23 protein-coding genes and 1 riboswitch are annotated in these 20,271 nt (G+C 32.9%); of the genes, 4 read left to right on the top strand and 19 right to left on the bottom strand.

What is annotated here, in order from left to right; all coding sequences use genetic code 11:
* Positions 1 to 55: 55 nt before the first annotated feature.
* The 17 genes from hemB to G9F70_RS11540 form a co-directional block, all read right to left on the bottom strand.
* Positions 56 to 1,024 carry a porphobilinogen synthase gene (hemB, locus tag G9F70_RS11620; RefSeq protein WP_164946889.1) on the bottom strand — a complete coding sequence of 323 codons (969 nt, stop codon included), beginning with the start codon at positions 1,022 to 1,024 and terminating at the stop codon, positions 56 to 58.
* Positions 1,017 to 2,492 (bottom strand): uroporphyrinogen-III C-methyltransferase, encoded by a 1,476-nt coding sequence (gene cobA / locus G9F70_RS11615; protein WP_164946890.1) that lies wholly within the window; start codon positions 2,490 to 2,492, stop codon positions 1,017 to 1,019. Before cobA ends, hemB begins: the two co-directional genes overlap by 8 nt.
* An 18-nt stretch (positions 2,493 to 2,510) precedes the next feature.
* Positions 2,511 to 3,383 carry a hydroxymethylbilane synthase gene (gene hemC / locus G9F70_RS11610; RefSeq protein WP_164946891.1) on the bottom strand — a complete coding sequence of 291 codons (873 nt, stop codon included), beginning with the start codon at positions 3,381 to 3,383 and terminating at the stop codon, positions 2,511 to 2,513.
* Positions 3,384 to 3,427: 44 nt separating this feature from the next.
* On the bottom strand, positions 3,428 to 4,153 hold the full coding sequence (cobK, locus tag G9F70_RS11605) for a precorrin-6A reductase (RefSeq protein ID WP_164946892.1): 726 nt from the start codon (positions 4,151 to 4,153) through the stop codon (positions 3,428 to 3,430).
* On the bottom strand, positions 4,150 to 4,869 hold the full coding sequence (gene cobJ, locus G9F70_RS11600; RefSeq protein ID WP_224617531.1) for a precorrin-3B C(17)-methyltransferase: 720 nt from the start codon (positions 4,867 to 4,869) through the stop codon (positions 4,150 to 4,152). Before cobJ ends, cobK begins: the two co-directional genes overlap by 4 nt.
* Entirely contained in the window at positions 4,869 to 5,834 is a 966-nt protein-coding gene (gene cbiG / locus G9F70_RS11595) for a cobalt-precorrin 5A hydrolase (RefSeq protein WP_164946894.1), read from the bottom strand. Before cbiG ends, cobJ begins: the two co-directional genes overlap by 1 nt.
* Positions 5,831 to 6,586: a precorrin-4 C(11)-methyltransferase gene (gene cobM / locus G9F70_RS11590; RefSeq protein ID WP_164946895.1), complete on the bottom strand. Its 756-nt coding sequence runs from the start codon at positions 6,584 to 6,586 to the stop codon at positions 5,831 to 5,833. The genes cbiG and cobM overlap by 4 nt, the downstream gene beginning before the upstream one ends.
* A gap of 2 nt (positions 6,587 to 6,588) precedes the next feature.
* A complete protein-coding gene (gene cobI, locus G9F70_RS11585; RefSeq protein WP_164946896.1) occupies positions 6,589 to 7,245 on the bottom strand; it encodes a precorrin-2 C(20)-methyltransferase in 657 nt (218 codons plus the stop codon).
* The gene (cbiT, locus tag G9F70_RS11580) at positions 7,242 to 7,793 is read right to left on the bottom strand and encodes a precorrin-6Y C5,15-methyltransferase (decarboxylating) subunit CbiT (RefSeq protein WP_164946897.1); all 552 of its coding nucleotides are present in this window, start codon (positions 7,791 to 7,793) and stop codon (positions 7,242 to 7,244) included. Before cbiT ends, cobI begins: the two co-directional genes overlap by 4 nt.
* Positions 7,780 to 8,376, bottom strand: coding sequence for a precorrin-6y C5,15-methyltransferase (decarboxylating) subunit CbiE (cbiE, locus tag G9F70_RS11575; RefSeq protein ID WP_224617530.1), 597 nt, complete (start codon positions 8,374 to 8,376; stop codon positions 7,780 to 7,782). Before cbiE ends, cbiT begins: the two co-directional genes overlap by 14 nt.
* Complete coding sequence (gene cbiD / locus G9F70_RS11570; RefSeq protein WP_164946898.1) at positions 8,373 to 9,449, bottom strand: cobalt-precorrin-5B (C(1))-methyltransferase CbiD; 1,077 nt, start codon at positions 9,447 to 9,449, stop codon at positions 8,373 to 8,375. Before cbiD ends, cbiE begins: the two co-directional genes overlap by 4 nt.
* Positions 9,442 to 10,080 carry a precorrin-8X methylmutase gene (locus G9F70_RS11565; RefSeq protein ID WP_224617847.1) on the bottom strand — a complete coding sequence of 213 codons (639 nt, stop codon included), beginning with the start codon at positions 10,078 to 10,080 and terminating at the stop codon, positions 9,442 to 9,444. The genes cbiD and G9F70_RS11565 overlap by 8 nt, the downstream gene beginning before the upstream one ends.
* Positions 10,065 to 10,433 carry a sirohydrochlorin chelatase gene (locus G9F70_RS11560; protein WP_164946900.1) on the bottom strand — a complete coding sequence of 123 codons (369 nt, stop codon included), beginning with the start codon at positions 10,431 to 10,433 and terminating at the stop codon, positions 10,065 to 10,067. Before G9F70_RS11560 ends, G9F70_RS11565 begins: the two co-directional genes overlap by 16 nt.
* Before the next feature lie 184 nt (positions 10,434 to 10,617).
* Positions 10,618 to 10,792, bottom strand: a riboswitch (cobalamin riboswitch).
* Between the two features lie 124 nt (positions 10,793 to 10,916).
* Positions 10,917 to 12,209, bottom strand: a complete 1,293-nt coding sequence (locus G9F70_RS11555) for an NCS2 family permease (RefSeq protein ID WP_164946901.1) — start codon at positions 12,207 to 12,209, stop codon at positions 10,917 to 10,919.
* 538 nt (positions 12,210 to 12,747) lie between these two features.
* Positions 12,748 to 12,981 carry a hypothetical protein gene (locus tag G9F70_RS11550; protein ID WP_164946902.1) on the bottom strand — a complete coding sequence of 78 codons (234 nt, stop codon included), beginning with the start codon at positions 12,979 to 12,981 and terminating at the stop codon, positions 12,748 to 12,750.
* A gap of 86 nt (positions 12,982 to 13,067) precedes the next feature.
* Positions 13,068 to 13,463, bottom strand: coding sequence for a DUF6262 family protein (locus G9F70_RS11545; RefSeq protein ID WP_164946903.1), 396 nt, complete (start codon positions 13,461 to 13,463; stop codon positions 13,068 to 13,070).
* Complete coding sequence (locus G9F70_RS11540; protein ID WP_224617529.1) at positions 13,463 to 14,296, bottom strand: site-specific integrase; 834 nt, start codon at positions 14,294 to 14,296, stop codon at positions 13,463 to 13,465. The genes G9F70_RS11545 and G9F70_RS11540 overlap by 1 nt, the downstream gene beginning before the upstream one ends.
* Before the next feature lie 606 nt (positions 14,297 to 14,902).
* Between G9F70_RS11540 and G9F70_RS11535 the strand changes: the two genes are divergently transcribed.
* From G9F70_RS11535 to G9F70_RS11520, 4 genes are all read left to right on the top strand, one after another.
* Positions 14,903 to 15,478 (top strand): DUF6431 domain-containing protein, encoded by a 576-nt coding sequence (locus G9F70_RS11535; RefSeq protein ID WP_164948068.1) that lies wholly within the window; start codon positions 14,903 to 14,905, stop codon positions 15,476 to 15,478.
* A gap of 106 nt (positions 15,479 to 15,584) precedes the next feature.
* Positions 15,585 to 16,844 carry a DDE-type integrase/transposase/recombinase gene (locus tag G9F70_RS11530; RefSeq protein ID WP_125006703.1) on the top strand — a complete coding sequence of 420 codons (1,260 nt, stop codon included), beginning with the start codon at positions 15,585 to 15,587 and terminating at the stop codon, positions 16,842 to 16,844.
* The gene (locus tag G9F70_RS11525; RefSeq protein ID WP_164948066.1) at positions 16,837 to 17,640 is read left to right on the top strand and encodes an ExeA family protein; all 804 of its coding nucleotides are present in this window, start codon (positions 16,837 to 16,839) and stop codon (positions 17,638 to 17,640) included. The genes G9F70_RS11530 and G9F70_RS11525 overlap by 8 nt, the downstream gene beginning before the upstream one ends.
* Positions 17,641 to 17,669: 29 nt before the next feature.
* Complete coding sequence (locus G9F70_RS11520; RefSeq protein WP_164948065.1) at positions 17,670 to 17,987, top strand: DUF6618 family protein; 318 nt, start codon at positions 17,670 to 17,672, stop codon at positions 17,985 to 17,987.
* Between the two features lie 169 nt (positions 17,988 to 18,156).
* On the opposite strand, the gene G9F70_RS11515 is transcribed toward G9F70_RS11520, so the two are convergent.
* Complete coding sequence (locus G9F70_RS11515; RefSeq protein ID WP_164946945.1) at positions 18,157 to 18,900, bottom strand: hypothetical protein; 744 nt, start codon at positions 18,898 to 18,900, stop codon at positions 18,157 to 18,159.
* 3 nt (positions 18,901 to 18,903) lie between these two features.
* Entirely contained in the window at positions 18,904 to 20,118 is a 1,215-nt protein-coding gene (locus tag G9F70_RS27300; RefSeq protein ID WP_164946946.1) for a tyrosine-type recombinase/integrase, read from the bottom strand.
* Positions 20,119 to 20,271: the final 153 nt, after the last annotated feature.

The raw sequence follows: 20,271 nt of genomic DNA, 5'->3' as shown, positions 1-20,271 counted from the left end.
AGTCAGTATTTTTATATTGACCAGTGAGCATTATGACTATATTTCCATCTTAAAATTAATCTTCCTTAAGCCATCTGCAAGCATCTATTGCATAATAAGTAATTATAATATGCGCACCCGCTCTTTTTATTGATGTTAACATTTCCATTGCAATATTTTTCTCATTAATAAGTCCCTTTTCAGCTGCAGCCTTAACCATTGCAAATTCACCACTTACACTATAAGCTGCTATTGGCACATCAAATCTATCCCTTGCCCATCTTATTACATCAAGATATGAAATTGCTGGCTTAACCATAACAATATCAGCACCCTCTTTTATATCATCCTCAATCTCGCACATTGCTTCACGTATATTTGCTGGATCCATTTGGTATGTTTTTCTATCTCCAGATTGTGGTGCAGAGTGAGCAGCTTCCCTAAAAGGGCCATAAAATGCAGATGAATACTTTGCACTATAAGACATTATTGATACATTTTTAAAATTATTTTCATCCAAGATATTTCTAATAGCCCCAACTCTTCCGTCCATCATATCAGATGGAGCTACCATATCCGCTCCAGCTTTTGCATGGGACAGCGCTATTTTTTCTAAATAATGAAGTGTTGCATCATTATCAATTACACACCCGTCCATTATTCCACAATGTCCATGGCTTGTAAACTGACACATGCATATATCTGTAATTACTAAAAGTTCTTTATTAAGCTCCTTTATTTTTCTTACACCCCTTTGAACTATTCCATCATCTGTCCAAGCGGAAGTTCCAACCTCATCCTTTGTATCTGGAAGTCCGAACAAAATGATACCCCTGATTCCAGCCTTCTCAACCTCATCTATTATTTCATAAAGCCTGTCCACTGAATAATGATAATTTCCTGGCATTGATGAAATTTCTTCTTTTATATTTTCACCCTCTACAACGAATATTGGTAATATAAAGTCCTTAGGTGTTAATATTGTCTCTCTTACTAAATCCCTTATTGCTGTACTTGCTCTTAGTCTTCTTCTTCTATTAATCATTTTTTTCTCCTTTTAATTGCAACAAATTTTTGATTATTCCATCACTAGAATATTCATCGCATACACTATATTTAATATTGTTTTTACTGAGTTCACTGCCCGTTATGGGACCAATGGCTATACATTCTTTTTCTCTTATTCTATTTATTCCTAGCATTGATATCATATTTTTAACCGTTGAAGGACTTGTGAAAATAACAATATCCACATTATCAAATGCAGCCTCATTTTGAAGTGTGCCCTCCACAGTTTCATAAATAGGAACCTCATCCACATCGCAATTAAGTTTTCTAAGTTCATCTCCTAGATATGCTCTGGAACTTTTGGACCCAGGAATTAATATTTTATCACCAGGTTTTGCATGTTTTTTAATCTCTAATAGAAGAGACTCAGAAACAAATTGCTCTGCAATAATTAATGGGTTTATTCCCATGTTTCTTATTGCCTGGGCTGTAGCAGGACCTATTGCACAAAATTCCCCACCTACTTTTCTAATATCAAATGCACTAGCCTTTAAATATTTGAAAAATAAATTAACAGCATTTACACTTGTAAAAACTAGATAATCATATAAATTTAGGTTTTTAATATAATTCACTAAATTTTCTGAGGTATCCACTATTTTAATTGAATTTATGGCAGTTACCTGGGCACCTAAATCAAGCAGTTTTTCACTAATTTCTTCGCTTTGCTGCTTTGAGCGTGTTATACATATGTTTTTCCCAAATAGAGGTTTTCTTTCATACCAATTAAGTTTCTCACTTAAACCAACAACTCCTCCAACTACAATTATACAGGGAGATGCAAGTTTAGATACTGCTACCTTACTACATATATTACTAAGAGTTCCCACAACTTTTTTCTGCTTTGAAGTAGTTCCCCTCATAATAACAGCACAAGGGCACTCTGCATCTTTATTATTATCTATTAGTGAATTCGTTATAATCTCTATATTTTTAAGTCCCATTAAAAATATCAATGTTCCAGTTAAACCAGCTACACTTTTCCAGTTTATATCTAATTTCTCTGCACTTTGTCCAGTAAATACATGAAAACTCTGCGATACTCCCCTTTGAGTTACAGGAATTCCTGCGTAATTTAAAACAGCTATAGCTGAGGTAATTCCTGGAATTACTTCAAATTCAATTTTCTCATCTTCAAGTCTTAGGGCTTCCTCACCACCCCTACCGAATATATATGGGTCACCTCCCTTTATTCTTCCGATGGTTTTTCCTTCTCGTGCTAGGTTTACAAGCATATCATTTATTTCTTCTTGGGTTTTGTAATGGCATCCAGGTTCCTTACCGCAGTAATATATTATACATTCTTCATTTAAATATTTTAAAAGACTATCATTTGCAAGCCTATCATATAAAACTGCATCACACTTTTCAAGAATTCTCTTACCCTTAAGTGTTAAAAGTTCCTCATCTCCAGGGCCTGCTCCAATCAAATATACTTTTGACATAAAAAGCACCGCCTTTCCTTAATCATTTATTATCTTTTCACCAAGCAATTCTCCAAGCCTTATATAATCATATTTGCTTCCCAATATATCTTTTTTAATAAATTTTCCGTTTATCTCAAATACGCCCATTATATACATGTCCTCATTTTGTATCCTAGCATATGCTCCAATTGGAGAATGACAGCCTCCATTTAATCGTCTCATAAAACTTCTCTCTGCATCCACGCATATCCTAGTTTCCAGGTGTTCTATGCTATTTAATATATCAATATATGAGCTTGTCTTTAATGCTTCAATTCCAAGGGCCCCTTGACCAATAGCAGGTACAAAATCATCCACATCGAGATACTGAGTTATAATACACTCCATACCACACCTTTTTAGTCCAGCTGCTGCCAGTATAATGCCATCCAAGTTTTCTCTTTCTATTTTTTCCACTCTAGTTTGAATGTTTCCCCTTATGGGTACCATTACAGCATCTGTTCTTAGTTTCATAATCTGGGCAGAACGCCTTTGACTACTTGTCCCAATTCTTGCGCCCTTTGGTAAATCCTCAAGAGGAATACCGTTCATAGATACATAAACGTCCCGAGCATCCTCACGAATGGGCATTGAAACTATTTCAAAGCCCTCTGGCATGGCGTAAGGCACATCCTTCATACTATGAACAGCGGCTTCTGCACGTCCCTCTAGCATTGCAATTTCAATTTCCTTTACAAAAACGCCCTTGCCACCTATCTTATCAAGGCTTACATCAAGTATTCTATCTCCCTTTGTATCCATTAATAGCTTTTCACAAATTAGTTTATGTTTTTCGTATATCATACTCATAACAAGATCAGTTTGAACCTGTGCTAGCTTACTTTTTCTTGAAGCTATTATTATTCCCAAATCATGACCCAACCTCTCTAAATACATATTTTATATTAGTCCAATCATAAAATCATGGCTAGTAATTTATCCATATCACCTATTCCATCCTCAAATCCACGTCCAATTACTATAGGGGTAATCCCACATTTAAAACAAGCCTCTATTTTCTCTGGTGTTCCCCCAACGCTTCCGCTATCCTTCATAACAACATAATCCGCATTATATTCCTTAAATAAACTAATATTAAGATCTTCAGAAAAGGGTCCTAGCATCCCAATAATGTCCTTCATTTTAATATTGTTATTAACGCACTCCTGAATACTAAATATTGTGGGAAGTACCCTATATATAAATCTCTGCTTATCTTTTATCGCCTCAAAATCTTTTATATTCTTAATCCCAGTTGTAAATAGGATATGTCCCTGAACTCCTTTTAAAAATTCAATACATTCTGATATGTTGTTAACATAAACAACATTTTCAAATTCAGTTTTTTTACGTACAAATCTCAAGTATTTAATTTTAACCTTCTCGCAGGCAAGTCGTGCATTTTCACTGACTTCAATTGCGTAAGGGTGGGACATGTCTATTACAGTCTCAACGTGTTTTATTTTGATAAATTCTAGCATTTCTTCATAATTCATTCTCGAAACCACAACATTCTCATGTTCATCGTCTATTACCTCACTGCCACTATAGGTTGCAACAGATATAATATACTTAAGTAACCCCTTTATTTTAGATATTAAAATAGTGCTTTCTGTGGTTCCTCCAATAATCCATATCAAAGGTTGTAACCCCTTGGAGTTATCATTTTACCATCTTTTATATAGGTTTTGCTATTACCAATAAGTACAACTGTCATCATATCTATAAATTCAAAATCCACAGTGTCAAGAGTTACCATTTTCCTATCATTACCTTCTCTACCTGCATTTTTTACAAGCCCTACTGGAACTTCTCCATTCTGATACTTTCTTATTATTTCATTTGCTCTTTTTATTTGAATTTTTCGGCCCCTGCTCTTTGGGTTATATATAGCTATTACAAAATCAGCACTCGCTGCCGCTTCAAGCCTTTTTTCAATAACCTCCCAAGGTGTAAGTAAATCACTAAGGCTTATTGTGCAAAAATCATGCATAATAGGTGCTCCCAGCTCTGATGCAGCGCAAAAAGCAGCACTAACTCCTGGAATTACCTCAACTTCTATATCGCCAGCTAGTTCAAGTATTAACCCAGCCATACCATAAAGCCCTGGGTCTCCAGTGCTTATAATACAGGTATCAATTCCATTTTCAACTTCCTGCAAGGCCAATTTGCATCTTTCAATTTCACCCTTCATACCAGTTGAAATGATTTTTTTACCTACTATTATATCTTTTACCAATTCTATGTAAAACTTGTATCCAACCACTACTTCACATTTTTTTATTACATTTGCCGCCTTATATGTAAGATTATCAAGACCACCAGGGCCAATACCAACTACGTAAAGTTTAGCCATTATTTTCCTCCTTTAGAAATAGCAATAGTTATCCCATTTATTGCAGTTCTACCAACTATTATTTCTCCACCAGAAATATACGCGCAGGGCTCACATACTGAAGATACTCCAATTGTCTGCTCAACAAATGCGCTTTTATTAAATCTACCCTGAACTACCTTAATAGCTTCCCTTGAAATTACCAGCATTTCACATTTTAAATACTGACAGGCATCTATTATGCCTTTTTCATCCTGCTTTACATCAACGGTTGCAATTTGTTTTATACTATTTATACTTAAATCATTATCAATAAATACTGTCATTAGCGCATGAATTATCTCGTCCATGGTTTTTCCACGTCTGCAACCTAGTCCTACTGTGATATTTTTAGGTCTTAAAATGCAACTAGGTTTATCATAATTAATATGGAGTTTTGAACAAACAAATATTGCTCCTGCTTCATGATGCTCTACAATACTTCCATATCCTATTTTAGCTTCAATTTCAGATTGGATCTTTATATCTTCTCCAGAAAGCATCATAGATGTTATTTTTTTTGCATCGCAAAAACTCTCAATAAAAAGATTATTTCTTTTTGCAAACATGTCAACTGCTTCTATTCCTCTGCCATCTGAGGCTGTTGTAATTATGGCTTGGCATTTAAGACACTCTGCTATGCTTTCTGCAAGCTCATTTGCCCCACCAATATGCCCTGACAAAAGACTTATTGAGTACCTTCCCAGGTCATCCACCACAACTATCGCAGTATCAACAGTCTTATTTTTTATAAAGGGCGCTGATATTCTAATTGCAATTCCTGTTGAAGAAATAAAAACAATTCCATCATAATCCTTAAAAATACTATTTAGATTAATTTTGTAATTTTCCTTAGAGTATATATGTACTTCATAATCTGAGGAATACTTTATTCTCTCTGCAATAGCTTCTCCACTCCTTGTAAAGTAAAGACAGGCAATTTTCATTTTACTCCCTTTCGGAAGGCATGGGTAAATCCAGGATGGTATAATAATGAGCGTTCATATTCTCCCTCTATAAAGTATCCCACTAAAATTTGAGAAAAATTCCCTATCCCCTCAGCTTTTACTTTTTCAGCTATATTGCAAAGCCTCCCCATTACAATTTTTTGCTCTGGCCAGGTGGCTTTATAAACAACTGCTACTGGAACATCGGAACTTCCATAACCCTTAATAAGTTTTGCAACTACATTTTCAATATCTTGAACTGATAGGAATATAGCCATAGAGCATTTATGCGAAGCAAGCTTTTCTAAATCCTCCTCAGGTGGCACTGGTGTTCTTCCTTCCATTCTAGTAATTATTACAGTTTGGCTTACATTTGGAAGAGTAAATTCTTTTTTAATGGCTGCAGCACTTGCCGTAAATGAACTCACTCCTGGAATAACACTATATTCCATATGGTGTTTATCAAGTTCATCCATTTGCTCCCTGATTGCTCCATAAATTGATGGATCTCCAGTATGAAGTCTTACAACTATTTTATCACTGTTTTGCTCACTTACCATTACTGAAATAACTTCTTCAAGAGTCATTGAGGCACTATTATATTTTTCAAAACCACTTTTGCAAAATTTCAAATGTTCTTCCCATACAAGAGAGCCTGCATATATAACTACGTCTGCAGCTTCTAAAATTCTTCTTCCTTTAACTGTTATTAAATCAACATCCCCTGGTCCTGCACCTACAAAATAGATCACTATTATTTCCTCCTTGCATATATCAAAGACATATAATCGTTGTCTTCAAGTATTTCTGATTTTTCATATATTAATGTTTCATTTTCTTGTGTACACCTTTTCACACAAACATATTCAAACCCATGTTTTGTTAGTTTATCCATTATATCTAATTTGTTTTTTATTATCTTAAGTACACAAACTGTATCAACCCTCTTAAGTATTTCCTCGTCTAGAGTCCCATCTGCAAGGTAAAAGCTTTCATCCCTTAGCGTTAGGGGCAATGAAAGTCTTGATGCCGCTGCATTAAATGAAGTTATCCCTGGAATAGTTTCCACATTGAGATCCATTTTTTTAAGCTCAAACATCAAATATAAATAAGTACTGTAGGTCATTGGATCACCAAGGGTTAGGAATACTCCAACTTGGCCCTCACCTAGTATTTCATCTATTTTAATGGCTGCATTTATATATCTTTCCTCATTGTCTTCACCCATAGGAAACTCAATTTCAATAACCTTCTTGTCCACAATATAATCACTAACTATTTTTCCTGCAAGACTATTTCCATTGCTACTTGGCAAAAACACATAATCACAACTACGAATTAGATTATAACCCTTAAGTGTAATTAGCCCCGCATCCCCTGGCCCTACTCCTATCCCATAAATCTTCCTCATATTTTTCTCCCCTTAACTATATATACAGGGTTTTGACCCTTCATAAGTCCGAGTCTATCCATAACTGCACATTGAATAAGTCTAACCTCAATATCTTCATAGCTTAACTGCTTTAGCAAATTTTTAAATTGAATCATGTTATCAGGGATAATAAAATTCCCGCAAATAAGTCCACCACTTTGTTGCTTTTCACTTACAGCGCAAACAATATCGTGAAGTTTCCCACCACTTCCACCAATAAAACATTTATTAAAACCTTCAATATTACAAAGTACCTCCGGCGCATTTCCACCTATGACATCTACTGCTACATTAAACTTTTCAGCATTTTTAAAAATAAGCTCTAGTCCTTCAGGCTCTTTCTCAACTGCAAATACTTTTGCGCCAAGTACCGCTGCCTGAATAGATATTGAACCACTTCCTGCACCAATATCTAAAAATACATCTTCAGATGATATATCAAGCATTGCAAGGGTGAGGGCCCTAACCTCAAATTTAGTCATAGGAATCTTTCCACGTATAAACTCCTCATCTCTAAGCCATTTCATTTTCTATCACCACCACTGATATATTCCCTGCTATTTCTATTTCGCCACCTATATCATTAATTAATATAACTTCCTCATCATAAGAAAGGTTATACCCAGTATATATTTTTCCAATTACCCCCAGTTCATATAATCTTTTCGATATAAAATTAGGGTTATTTTTGCTATCCGTAAGTATCACTGATAGCCTACTTTCAATAACTTTTGAGAGACTTTCTTCTCTTCCATGAAGACTTATAAGTAAGGCATCCTGCCAGCTCTTTTTTAGTTTTGACATCATATATTGGAAGGAAGAAATTCCTGGTATTACCTCTCCAACTACAATACCCTTCTTTATCAGGTAATCTATAATACCGAAAAAGCAAGGATCCCCTGAGGCAAGTATTGCTGTATTTACATTATCATTTAAGTTTTCTATTATACTATCAACCCTATTTACTTCAATAACATCATTTACTAAAATTTTTGCGGTGCTAGCTATTCTTCCAAATGCAATAACCCTATCTGCAGATTTTATTGCATTTATTGCTTCCATTGTAAGATAATTTATATTTCCTGGCCCCATTCCAACAACTTTAATCATAGCTTCCTCCCAAGTATTCCATAATCCATTGAATACATAATTACATGGATGCTAAATTCATCATCCTTAAGGTATCTTTTGATTCTATCACTACAACCAGCTATCATATTATTTATCACAAGAGGATAATTGCTATCTATTATAAGCTTAAGTGCCTCTTCTGAGGTTTTACATTCATTAACAGAATTTATTAATGCAAGGGGTGCGCTGTTTAATGCAAGATAATAAACAAAAGCTTCGATCCTAACATCACAAATCTTACTATGTGTATTAAAGGCTCCAATGGATAGCTTGCATAACTTTCCAATATGACCCACAAGGGTTATTTTATTAAAGCCCTTATTTTTAGAGTAAAGCAACATATCACCTATAAAGTTTGATATTTTTATTTTAGCTCCCTGAAGATTTAAACCTTCAACAATTTTTTCACCATAATTTCCGAGAAACAGCACTATTTCCCTTGTTCCCTTGTCATAGGCATCATCAATTTCTATATAAATACTTTTTTTAAGCGCATCTTCAGACATGGGCTCAACTATTCCCTTTGTTCCAATTATGGATATACCATCAATTATTCCAAGATTTGAATTAAAGGTTTTTTTAGCTATTTCTCTTCCCTTTGGTGCGTAAATCACTACATTAAACCCACAATTTGACACCTTTAATAATTCATCTGCAATCATTTTCCTTGGAACAGGATTTATTGCCGCTGTGCCACTCTTTCCCCAAAAACCACTTCTTGTAATTCGGCCTATGCCCTCTCCTCCATCAATGAGGATCTTAGAATCCTCTCGTTTAGACACTCTTGCGTATATCTCTATTTTGTCCGTAGAATCAGGATCATCTCCTGCATCTTTAACAATACAGCAATATGCATGATCTTTTTCTATATGAATGTCCAAGAGCTTCAATGTAAGAATGATTCCAGCTGGAGTATCTATACTAATATTTTCTAATTTTTCTCCACTTAGTAACATTTTAGCTGCAGCCTTTGCTGCCCCAGCTGCGCAGCTTCCAGTTGTATATCCACATCTAAGACTTTTTCCATATTTTATTACGTAGTGATCATTCATGGCGATTGCCGTCACTAGCCATATATATTAATGCATTTACTATAGATGCTGCCACGTTGCTTCCGCCTTTTGTACCTATTGTTGTTATTGAAGGCACATCAAATCCTCTAATATATTCCTTAGATTCTGCGGCCCCAACAAATCCAACGGGAACCCCAATAATAAGCTTTGGTGCCACCTTATTTTCATTTATAAGCTCACCAATTCTATATAAGGCAGTGGGAGCATTACCTATTACAAAAATATCAACTTGGCTTCTTGCTGCATAATCCATAGATGCCATGGATCTCGTTATGCCCTTTAATTTTGCATTCTTAAATATTTCCTCGTGTCCAATAAAACATTCCACGGTGCAGTTTAGCTTTTCAAGTGCTCTTTTATTTATTCCAGAAAGCCCCATAGTTGTATCAGTTACAATTCTGCATCCACCCTTTATTGCCTTAATGCCTTCCTCTATTGCTCCTGATTTTATACTCACTATGTTTTTATAATCAAAATCTCCTGTGGTATGTATTGTTCTTTCCACAACCTTAAGTTCCATTGGAGTAAGTCCATGATCCCCAAGCTCAGCCTCAATTATATCCATGCTTTTATACTCTATTTCCATAGGTTTTTTTAAATACATGTTAATTCTCCCTCTGAATTTTCCTTAAGGATATCAGCAATTATCTTATTGTATCCGATTGGTCTTGCCAATGATATTTTAAGGTCTACATACTTAGCTTTAACTTCTTTCAAAATTCCAGGAATATCATCTTTAATATGAATTCCGCAAAAAAGAAAATATGGAACAACTACTATATTGCGAGCCCCGTTTTTATACATAATATCAATTGTATCCGGTATGTTTGGCGCACATAACTCCATAAAGCACCCCTCTACATTATCTTCTACCTTTAACTTAAAATTATCTAGCACCTTATTAAAAACCTCTAATGCATCTTTTGATCTACTTCCATGTCCAACAACTAATATACTCTTCATCTATTTACTCCTCTCAACTGGATTTTCAACCTTTTAAATTAAAATAATCAAAAAAATAAAAATACTCGACCTGCAAAAGGTCGAGTAAAAGATTTTATAAAATAAAATGCCTTCACATCCCATGTGAAAGCAATATAATGCAAAAAAAAGCATGTATAATTGCTATCCCTTCCCTCCGTAGGATAAAGCTGTATATCATCTAGGCAGGTCTCCTGGCTTGCGGGTCACTCTCCTCCAACCTTCCCAGCGCTTTGCCAGTGGTATGAATTTGTCTCCGTGTACAGTAGCGGGGGCTGCAGTGGATTTAGACCACTTTCCCTATTAAACCTTTAAAAGGTACCTTAAATAACTATTTATTAAGTTAAACTTATTATAAAGTATATTTCCCTTTATTGCAACACCTGTGTAATATTTTAATATTTATATAAGTCTCTATATAAAATCCTAGCCCTACATGTACAATTGTAGGGCTAGGATATAAAATTATAAGCTTAATCCACGTAATACAAAGTAAATTAAAAATATTAACGAAACTAAATACATAGTTAATGAGACTTCCTTATGTTTTTTAGCAAATATTTTTGCTAATGGATAAACTATAAATCCAAAAGCTATACCATCAACTATACTATAAGTCAAAGGAATTAATGTTATTATTAAAAAAGCTGGAAAGCTTTCTGAGAAATCTTCGAAATCAATATTTATAATGTTTTTAATCATTAAACCACCAATAATTATTAATATTGGAGAAATTGCTGCATTTGGAATTATGGTTATTATTGGGATGAAAAACAATGAAATTAAAAATAATAATCCTGTTAAAAATGATGTTAATCCAGTCTTTCCACCCGCAGCGATTCCAGCGGCGCCTTCAACAGTAGATACTGAAGGACTTGTGCCAAGTAATCCACAAAATACGGTAGAAAAAGCTGTAGCACGCAATGCCTTGTTTATTTTTTCAGGCTGTTTTAACATACCTCCAACTTGTCCATGTAGAAGTCCTATGTTTTCAAAAACTAATACTAAAGTAAGAGAAAATGTTGCTACCCAAAATGGTATAGTACCAATTTTGCCAAAATTCATTGTGAAAAACAAATCATTATATGCTGAAAAATTTGGAAGCCCAAATTTTATTGCACCTAAATCTACAATACCAAATGCTATTGATGTTATAGTGCCTAGAAAAATGCTTATTAAAAATGCACCAGGTATATCTTTTAAAAATAAGCATAAAGTAATTATCATAGTAATTAAGAATGCTAAAACGTGAGGATCTGTTAATTTTCCAAGTTGGACTAATGTAGTTGAACTGGAAACTATTAGACCACCCTTTTGTAATCCTATAAATGTTATAAATAGCCCAATACCAACGGTGATAGCTTCTTTTAAACTGTTTGGAATAGATGTTGATAAAATTTCAGATAATTGTGTAAGCGCTACCACAGAAAATAAAAATCCAGCTATAAGTACGGAGGCTAGTGCTTCATGATAGTTAAGTCCCATAGCTCTTACAATAGTATAAGTGAAAAGAGCATTTACACCCATACCAGGCATTATTATCAGAGGGGTATTGCTAATAAAAGCTACTAGTAAGCAACCCACAAGTGAGGCTAATACAGTTGCAATTATTTGAGCATCCATAGGCATTCCTGTATCACTTAATATACTAGCATTTACGACTATTATATAAACTGATGCGAAAAATGAGGTTAGTGCTGCTGTAAATTCGGTTTTAAAGTTAGTGTTATTTTTCTTTAGTTTAAATATTTTTTCCATTTTGTCAATCCTTCTTTTAATGTATCCCTCGCCCACCCACATCAAATTGATGCAATAGGATTATATCACATAATACAAATTAGTAAAGGCAATATTTAGTTGTATCGTAAAATTTTATGCAGATAAAATTAATGATAAACTTCTCGTTCCTATTAAAGAATTCATAATTTGCTTCACATGAGGTACCTGGTACTATCCTATTAAATGATAGGATAGTGTATGTACAGATCCTCCATTTCCAAAGGCTATGCCAAATAATTACTCCCTATTAGAAAGTCTTCTATTATCTCCTTTCTATACTTCTTACCATTTTCACCATAGCCTTAGGGACATTCAAATAAATAACAAGTCAACTTTAATTTAAAATTTAGGCTATGTTTAATAACTTAAAAGTATATAAATCGTTTTTTTATCCAAAATATAAAGCCTATATCTTATTTTACATAGTAATTAAAGATATAGGCTATTCCATTAGTTTATATTATTGATAACATTGTTAATAACGATTCCTTCACATTTGATGAACCATTTAAGAATATTATGATTTTTTAAAACATCCCACCATACCAATTATTACGCCTATTAATAACAATGAAATACTTAACCAAAAAAGAAAACCGTTACCTGTATCTTGCAAGGCAGTCATATATTTTCCTGGCGGAGTGGTCCATGAACCCAATGTTTCACAGTATTTTGAAGTTGGAACTTCAATAATTGCAAAAATAATTACAGATGCTAATATTAAAAACCTCCCAAAAACAACTTTTCTCATAAATACCCCCTAATTTAATTAAATCCACCTTATATTACAAATGAGAGTCATAACTCATTATACCATATATTAGGTTAATTATTCGGTTATTTTTGGGCAAGTTTTCCCAAAAGTATAGCATTGTCATTTTTCAGTTTCTTGCTATCTTTATCTAATGACTGTATCCTTCTTTTAAGTGATTCAATGACTCTATCTTTTGAAGTCTCTGTAAATGTCTGCATTTGAGATATTATTCTTATTTTTTTATTTTGTCGCTTTATAGCCTCATTAATAGGAGTTATAAGTTCATCAGGATATGTAAATAAGAACGTTTTACTTACACCTGCTCTGCGAGATATTTCAGCCTTTGAAATTTGGTTATTAATCGGGTCATCTAATAGTTCCAATTGTTTTAAGGTTGATAATACTGCTTGCTTTTTTAATTCACTTTCATGTTTTTTATATTTAACTATTTCACATGTGTTTGGATTTTTGTTAGCCATTACTGAACTCCTTTCGCATAAAAGTGTTTTGATGCTTCAAAGGTTTCACCTTTACTGATTATATTTAAAGCAATTATATAGAAATTAACTACTTTATCAAATTCTTCTGCCTTTTCAGTTAAACCCATTCTGAAAGCATTATCTCTATGAATAATTTCGCTTTCTATAGTATCCTTCACCGCCTGTAAATGTCTTGGATATATCTTTTTCTTAACACAAGTTTTACAAGACATATGAGGGCAAGAAGGCATTTTATAAGGGTGTTCACAACATCCATCACCAAGTTCAAAAACTCCAATTATTTTGTTCTTAACCCATTTATTATCGTATATTTCCTCTGGTTCTGTGAGATTATTTTTAATATCAGTAGCATCTGATTTACTTAATTTTTCTTTAAATACATTCTTTAATCTCTGTTGATATACTTTAATATACCTCTCTGTCATAGCAATAGAAGAGTGTCCTAAAAACTCTTTAACAGCATAAATATCCACTCCTGCATCAATCATTTCAGTTGCTACTGTGTGCCTAAACTGGTGTGCAGTTATTTTATAATTACTACCATCTATGTTTTTTAACGGTATTTTGCTGCAAATATTGGGAAGTACATATCTATGACTAAATGTTCCATATTTTACTGTGTCTATAATATGACCGCCATTAGTATCTGTCATTGCTTTACCTGCCCCAGTGCCTCGATTATCCATCCTTATTTCTCTAAAAAGGTACTTGAAACCATCAGGAGCAGGTGGTAAATTTGCTACTCTTTCCTTTTGCCTTAATATTGCCTTTTCAACGATATTATTACCTCTTCTGTCTTTTAAGTGTGCCAATGGTATGACCAAATCTTTTGCAATTTTAGCAATTCTATGGTGTGAAAATAGTTGAGGGTCTCCATCTAAATCATATCTTAAACAGTCTTTATCAGTATTATCTGAAATTAAATGTGCTATATCCTCAAATCTTCTTCCTGTGTGTCTTATAATAATTATTAAATCCCAATATTGAGACTCTACAATAGGAGTAGGCTTACCTTCCTCTAATAAAGGAATGATTACATTGTCTAAATAGTCATCAAGTTGAACTTTGATGTTAGGAGGAATAGGTCTCGGTAGATACTCTTTTCCTTTAGGAACATCATAAGAAATAATCAGAGCATCAGATTTAGGGGCTTCTACCCATTGTAGTACGTCAAAATATAGCTTTATGGAACTGCATTCCTAAGTCAAATTATAACTATAATACTAATAATTATCTAGTGGTTATTTGCTTTTTTACTAAGCAGATTATTCCTATAACAAAGCTCCTAATGACTTGACATCATTAGGAGCTTAATTTATGCTTATTATTAAAACTAGAGAAAGGAAAAGGGAGAACCCCAGCCGTCCAAAGCAATGTTCTCCCTTTATTAGAGTTAATACTCTTATAAAACTACTATTATGATAAGATTAAATTTACAATTATGCAAGTGTTTTAAGCAAATTTCTTTTGAAAATGAGATAACTGCCTTTAATAAATATGTAAGCTCTGTTAATATAGAGACTTTAGTATGTCCATTTTGTGGCGCTAAACATGCGCTATCTCCATTTGCGTCTTACAAACGCCATCTTGTGACTTATAATAATAATACTGCTCAAGATAATATAATCATCATTTCTAGATATATTTGTTCATCATGTAAACGTACTCATGCCCTTCTACCTTCTGTAATTGTGCCGTATATGTCATTTAGTTTTAAATTCACTGTTTACCTCATCCATGACTATCTTGTACATAAATATCACTCTGTGGAAGCTATGTGCGAACATTATGGCATTGCTATATCTACATTCTATCGAATTTTAAAGAAGTTTAAAGAACATAAACAGATGTGGCTTGGACTTTTAGAGGACAAGCTCATTTCAAACTTAACTTTTGTGCAGCATATCATAAATAGTTCCTTTGATAAACTTGAGGACTTCATAATACAATTTTTCAAGCAAAATGGTTCATCGTTTTTTCAAGGAACGTCATAGTTTAGCTATAAGCATATATTTTTAATTTTAATTTAGGCAGACCACTTAATACGATAATGGTCATTGAAATACCTATATGATAACATTTTTCTAGAGGTGATAATAAATGAATAACAAAGAAATAATCGAAATAGCATCTATTAGATTAGCACTAATAGCCCCTGCTATAAATAATACTTTTACTGAGCAATCTAAAATTGCTTATTATAGACGTGTTTCTATTAACCCTGTAAAATTACCTAACGGCAATTCAGTTTTGTATAGCCCAGGAACACTTTCTAATTGGGAATCAGAATATAATAGATTTGGTTTTGATTCCCTTCTTCCGAAGACGCGTAGCGATATAGGTCAAACCAGAAAACTAAGTAATGTAGCTATAGAGCAGATATACACTTTAAAAAACAACTTTCCTAAAATTAATGCTACGCTTATATATTATAAACTCATCGAAGATGGCTTTATTAAAGAAAAGGATGTGTCAATTTCAACTGTTCAACGGTTTATAAAAAATAACGATATTAGATCTGCTAGATGTATCAACATGAAAGATAGAAAAGCTTTTGAAGAAGAATTTGCAACTGGAATGTTTCAAGGCGACACCTGTTACGGTCCATTTATAACTGAAAATGGTGAGCGCAAGCGGACGTACGTAATTATGTTAATAGATGATAAATCTAGATTAATAGTAGGCGGTAGATTCTTTTACAATGATAATTCTTATAACTTTCAAAAGGTACTTAAAGAGGCTGTAGCCAGGTATGGAATTCCAAAAAAAATTTATTTGGATAATGGCTCTCCGTACAGAAATGAGCAATTAAGTCTTATATGCGGCTCTCTTGGAATAGTAGAGCTCCATACAATGGTAAGGGACGGAGCATCTAAAGGAAAGGTAGAAAGAAATTTCAGGACATTAAAAAGCAGATGGCTAAACACTTTAGATGTAGAATCTATTTCCTCCTTAGCGGAGCTAAATGATGAATTATTCACTTATATTAATAAGCATAACATAACTATTCATTCATCTACAAAGCAGCGTCCTATTGATAGATATAAGAGCGATTTAGCTCATGTAAAAGTAGCATCTGACAGTGAATGGCTAGATAATTGTTTTATGAATCGCGTACAACGGAAAGTAAATAATGATGCAACTATAAGCATTGATAAAATATCTTATGATGTACCTATGCAATTTATAAAACAGAAGGTTGAAGTGCGGTATCTACCTGATGACATGGACAGTGCTTATATCTATTATGAAAAGATTAAATATAGCATTAGAAAAACAAACAAGGTTGAAAATGGTAAAACCAAACGTAAAAACCCACTTAATATAGATTATTCAAAGGATGGTGTTAAATATGTTTAAGCAGTTTTATGGTATGACCTTAAACCCTTTTGAAAAAGGTATTAAAGAAAAAGATGCATATATCTCAAGGGATTTAAAAGAAATGATATCAAGACTTGATTATCTTAATGAAACTAGAGGCATTGGATTATTTACGGCTTCGCCTGGATCAGGAAAAACTTTTGCTCTAAGATGTTTCGCGAAAAAAGTTAATCCAAATTTAACAAAGGTTATTTATCTTTGCTTTACTACCGTAACTACTGCTGAGTTTTATCGGCAGTTTTGTATCTCACTAGGACTCGAACCTTGCTCTCGCAAGTCAGACATGTTTAAAAATATAAAAGACTATATGGAAAACATGAGCAGTGATAAGGGTGTCCATTACATACTTGTATGGGATGAAGCACAGTATTTAAGTAATGATATATTGAAAGATTTAAAATTACTCATGAATTTTTCTATGGACTCAAAGGACTGTTTTTCACTGGTTTTAATAGGTCAACCTATACTTAATAATATCTTAGAAAAACAGATACATGAAGCATTAAAGCAAAGGATCATAATAAATTATGATTTTGAAGGGTTTTCAGAGACTGAGGCTGTAGAATACATTCATTCGAGACTATCATTGGCAAGTGCTTCTTCTGAAATTATTGATAATAATGCCATTTTAGCTGCATACAGAAGCTGTACTGGTTCTATAAGACGTCTAAATATGATATTAACAAAGGCTTTAATAATAGGTGCACAGCACGAAAAAACAGTGATTGACACTGACACAATAATGGCTGCCGCCAATGAATTATCGCTTCGGTAATCGTAGATTAGTTTTTAGGAGGATTGTCTATGCTAATTAAATTTGAGTGTACAATGAAAACGGGCAAAAAAATAGAAAATTGGTCTGGGATGATAACTAAATTAACTGAATTTGGAAGTCATTATGAGCTTAAGATTGAAAGTAGAAGTGGCTTTATTGTAGTTATAGGCAAAACAAATTATGGAAATTTTGCTTGTATCCCTGATTATGATGTAGGCTGTCATCTTTCTACCTTAAACGATTTATTTTGGAACTCTGAACGCTTATGTGAAATTATGAACAAAGTAGATGCGATAACAGTGGCTCATGCCTTACAAGCTATGGCCGAACATATTAATTTAAACTAACATACTTGGGTAGCTATTATTGCTACTCATTTTTTATATAAAAGTAGCCTGCCGGCTAAAAGAAATTATATTAATAAAATGCTTTTTTCTTACTGATAAAGTGATTTTATAGGGATAATCTGACGTAAATCACCTACTAATAATAGAAATAAAATGACGTTTCAATTAGTTATAATTTGACGTTTAACACCCATTTACTATCATACATATATTTAAACATTGATTTTATTATTGTTAGAGATTGTCTCCTTAATGTTGCAGAGCCATGCATATTGCTAATTATTTTTTCTATATGAGACTCTCTTTTTAGTTCATTAAAACTATTTATATTCGGAAAAATATTTTCTAATGCTTGTAAAAAGCATGACATCTTATCAAGGTGGGTTTTAACTGTTGTGGGTTGCATTGTTGATAATTGATTATAGTTAAAGTATTTTTTTATACTGTTTCTTATATTGATATTTTTAATTTTAGCAAAGTTTAAAATATAGTCAGCAGGATTTTTATGCCTTGGATAATTATTATAAAGTTTTCTTACATCCCATATATCTTGTGTTAAATATGTTTCTCTTTCTTTAGGATTTTTTATATACTCAATTTCACCATGAGGTAAGTAATTTGGGCTTGTTATTCTTATCTTCACTCCCATATTTTCAAGTAAGTCTGCAAATTTTACATTCTTTATAGCAATATGCCATGTTGATGCACCCTTATATCCTGCTAAAAACAGTATTTCTTTATATGTTTTATTTCTATGTTCTGGATTCTTTAATACTTCAAATAACTTCTTTTGTGATTTCGTCATCCAAGAAGTGTAAGTATTATCTATAGGAAAGTTTATTATTTGACCACTTTCAATATTTTTGTTTTCCATCACGAGTATAGAATTTAGTATATCTTTTGTAACTTCCAATTATTAACCCCTTCTTTTGTTTTCTCTATAATTTTGCATTCTTTGGTATTCTTGCTTATAATCTTCTGGCTTTAAATGTGCGTATATTTCCATTGTAGTTGTTACACTTGCATGACCAAGCCTTTTGGATATATACTCCCAGTTTATTTGTTCTCCTTTACTAATATATTCTCTTGCAAGTTCGGTCGCATGGGTATGCCTTAACATATGTGGGTGTATCTTAATTCCTGTTTTCTTGCTGTAATATCTAAACATTGAATCAAGAGTTGATTTAGTCATTACTTTGCCATTATTAGAATGTAATTTACTACTAACTACCACAAATAAGAAATCATTATCAGCATTGCTTTCTAACCATTCAGAACTTATATATCTATCTATTAGAGCCATTAAATCAGTAGGTAAATGAATAAATTTATCTCTTCCATATCCACCCTTGGCTCTTGAACCATTAGCGTTATTTGGTCTAAACCTAACCCATAAACCCTGCTCTGAAAAATCTATATCTTCTAAATGAATTCCAAGCAGTTCATTAGACCTAAACCCTCCTTCTTTCAAACAGAGAAGCATTATTTTGTCCCTTAATAGATTTACACTATCTAAAAATATTTTAAAATCCTTTTGTTCTACAGTTTTAGGTAGTACCTTCGGTACTTTAGATTTTAAGGTATTTACTTGTATGGTTCTATTATGCCTTGTATGTGCTAAAATGTCTTTATCACGCATTGATTTAGTAATCATAACATTTCTATAAACAACTGGATTTTCCTTAATTCTATTACTTGCTTTAAGCCATAAATATAAAGAACTTACTCTACTGATTATTCCATTAATAGTAGTTATATTTAATGAATCTTCAACATAATCAACCTCCATGTTGTAATTTAATAATTCTATATTTTCATAAAACCTATATGGGTTTTTAAGCCATAACTTAAACTTTGCTAATATATCAGGTTCTCCATCAAGGTCTAATATTTTAAGTCCTTTAATTTTTAAGAATACAACGAAATACCACAGTAAGTAACAATACGTTTTTACTGTATTAGGAGAGACTTCTCTTTCGGCTCTTGCCTGTATCATATTTAAATATTCTTTTATCAAAGGTATGAAATCATAATTATCATCTACTATATAGAACATCTCACCTAAATCTGTTTGTGCTTTTACTATCCTAATCTTTTTATACCACTGTTCTTTTAGTTCATTACCTTTCACCTTTTGTTAATTACCTCTCTTTCGTTTATCTCACTTACTATACTTTTAGTATTCCTTTATTGCTTATATTTATGTATTATTACTATATACTTTTTATCATTAATTTAAGATAAAAAGGGAAGTAATATAAAATCTTATATTACTTCCCTTACT

The sequence above is a fragment of the Clostridium sp. FP1 genome (assembly GCF_011065975.2).
Classification (GTDB): domain Bacteria; phylum Bacillota; class Clostridia; order Clostridiales; family Clostridiaceae; genus Clostridium_AD; species Clostridium_AD tagluense.
Note: the sequence above shows the minus strand (reverse complement) of the source record. Positions and strands in the feature narration are given on the sequence as shown.

What these genes read in the sequence shown, in the direction of transcription:
- hemB (WP_164946889.1), bottom strand. Translation starts at nt 1,024, where the DNA reads ATGATTAATAGAAGAAGAAGACTAAGAGCAAGTACAGCAATAAGGGAT.
- cobA (WP_164946890.1), bottom strand. Translation starts at nt 2,492, where the DNA reads ATGTCAAAAGTATATTTGATTGGAGCAGGCCCTGGAGATGAGGAACTT.
- cobJ (WP_224617531.1), bottom strand. Translation starts at nt 4,869, where the DNA reads ATGGCTAAACTTTACGTAGTTGGTATTGGCCCTGGTGGTCTTGATAAT.
- cbiG (WP_164946894.1), bottom strand. Translation starts at nt 5,834, where the DNA reads ATGAAAATTGCCTGTCTTTACTTTACAAGGAGTGGAGAAGCTATTGCA.
- cobI (WP_164946896.1), bottom strand. Translation starts at nt 7,245, where the DNA reads ATGAGGAAGATTTATGGGATAGGAGTAGGGCCAGGGGATGCGGGGCTA.
- cbiT (WP_164946897.1), bottom strand. Translation starts at nt 7,793, where the DNA reads ATGAAATGGCTTAGAGATGAGGAGTTTATACGTGGAAAGATTCCTATG.
- cbiE (WP_224617530.1), bottom strand. Translation starts at nt 8,376, where the DNA reads ATGATTAAAGTTGTTGGAATGGGGCCAGGAAATATAAATTATCTTACA.
- cbiD (WP_164946898.1), bottom strand. Translation starts at nt 9,449, where the DNA reads ATGAATGATCACTACGTAATAAAATATGGAAAAAGTCTTAGATGTGGA.
- G9F70_RS11560 (WP_164946900.1), bottom strand. Translation starts at nt 10,433, where the DNA reads ATGAAGAGTATATTAGTTGTTGGACATGGAAGTAGATCAAAAGATGCA.
- G9F70_RS11555 (WP_164946901.1), bottom strand. Translation starts at nt 12,209, where the DNA reads ATGGAAAAAATATTTAAACTAAAGAAAAATAACACTAACTTTAAAACC.
- G9F70_RS11550 (WP_164946902.1), bottom strand. Translation starts at nt 12,981, where the DNA reads ATGAGAAAAGTTGTTTTTGGGAGGTTTTTAATATTAGCATCTGTAATT.
- G9F70_RS11545 (WP_164946903.1), bottom strand. Translation starts at nt 13,463, where the DNA reads ATGGCTAACAAAAATCCAAACACATGTGAAATAGTTAAATATAAAAAA.
- G9F70_RS11535 (WP_164948068.1), top strand. Translation starts at nt 14,903, where the DNA reads ATGATAAGATTAAATTTACAATTATGCAAGTGTTTTAAGCAAATTTCT.
- G9F70_RS11530 (WP_125006703.1), top strand. Translation starts at nt 15,585, where the DNA reads ATGAATAACAAAGAAATAATCGAAATAGCATCTATTAGATTAGCACTA.
- G9F70_RS11525 (WP_164948066.1), top strand. Translation starts at nt 16,837, where the DNA reads ATGTTTAAGCAGTTTTATGGTATGACCTTAAACCCTTTTGAAAAAGGT.
- G9F70_RS11520 (WP_164948065.1), top strand. Translation starts at nt 17,670, where the DNA reads ATGCTAATTAAATTTGAGTGTACAATGAAAACGGGCAAAAAAATAGAA.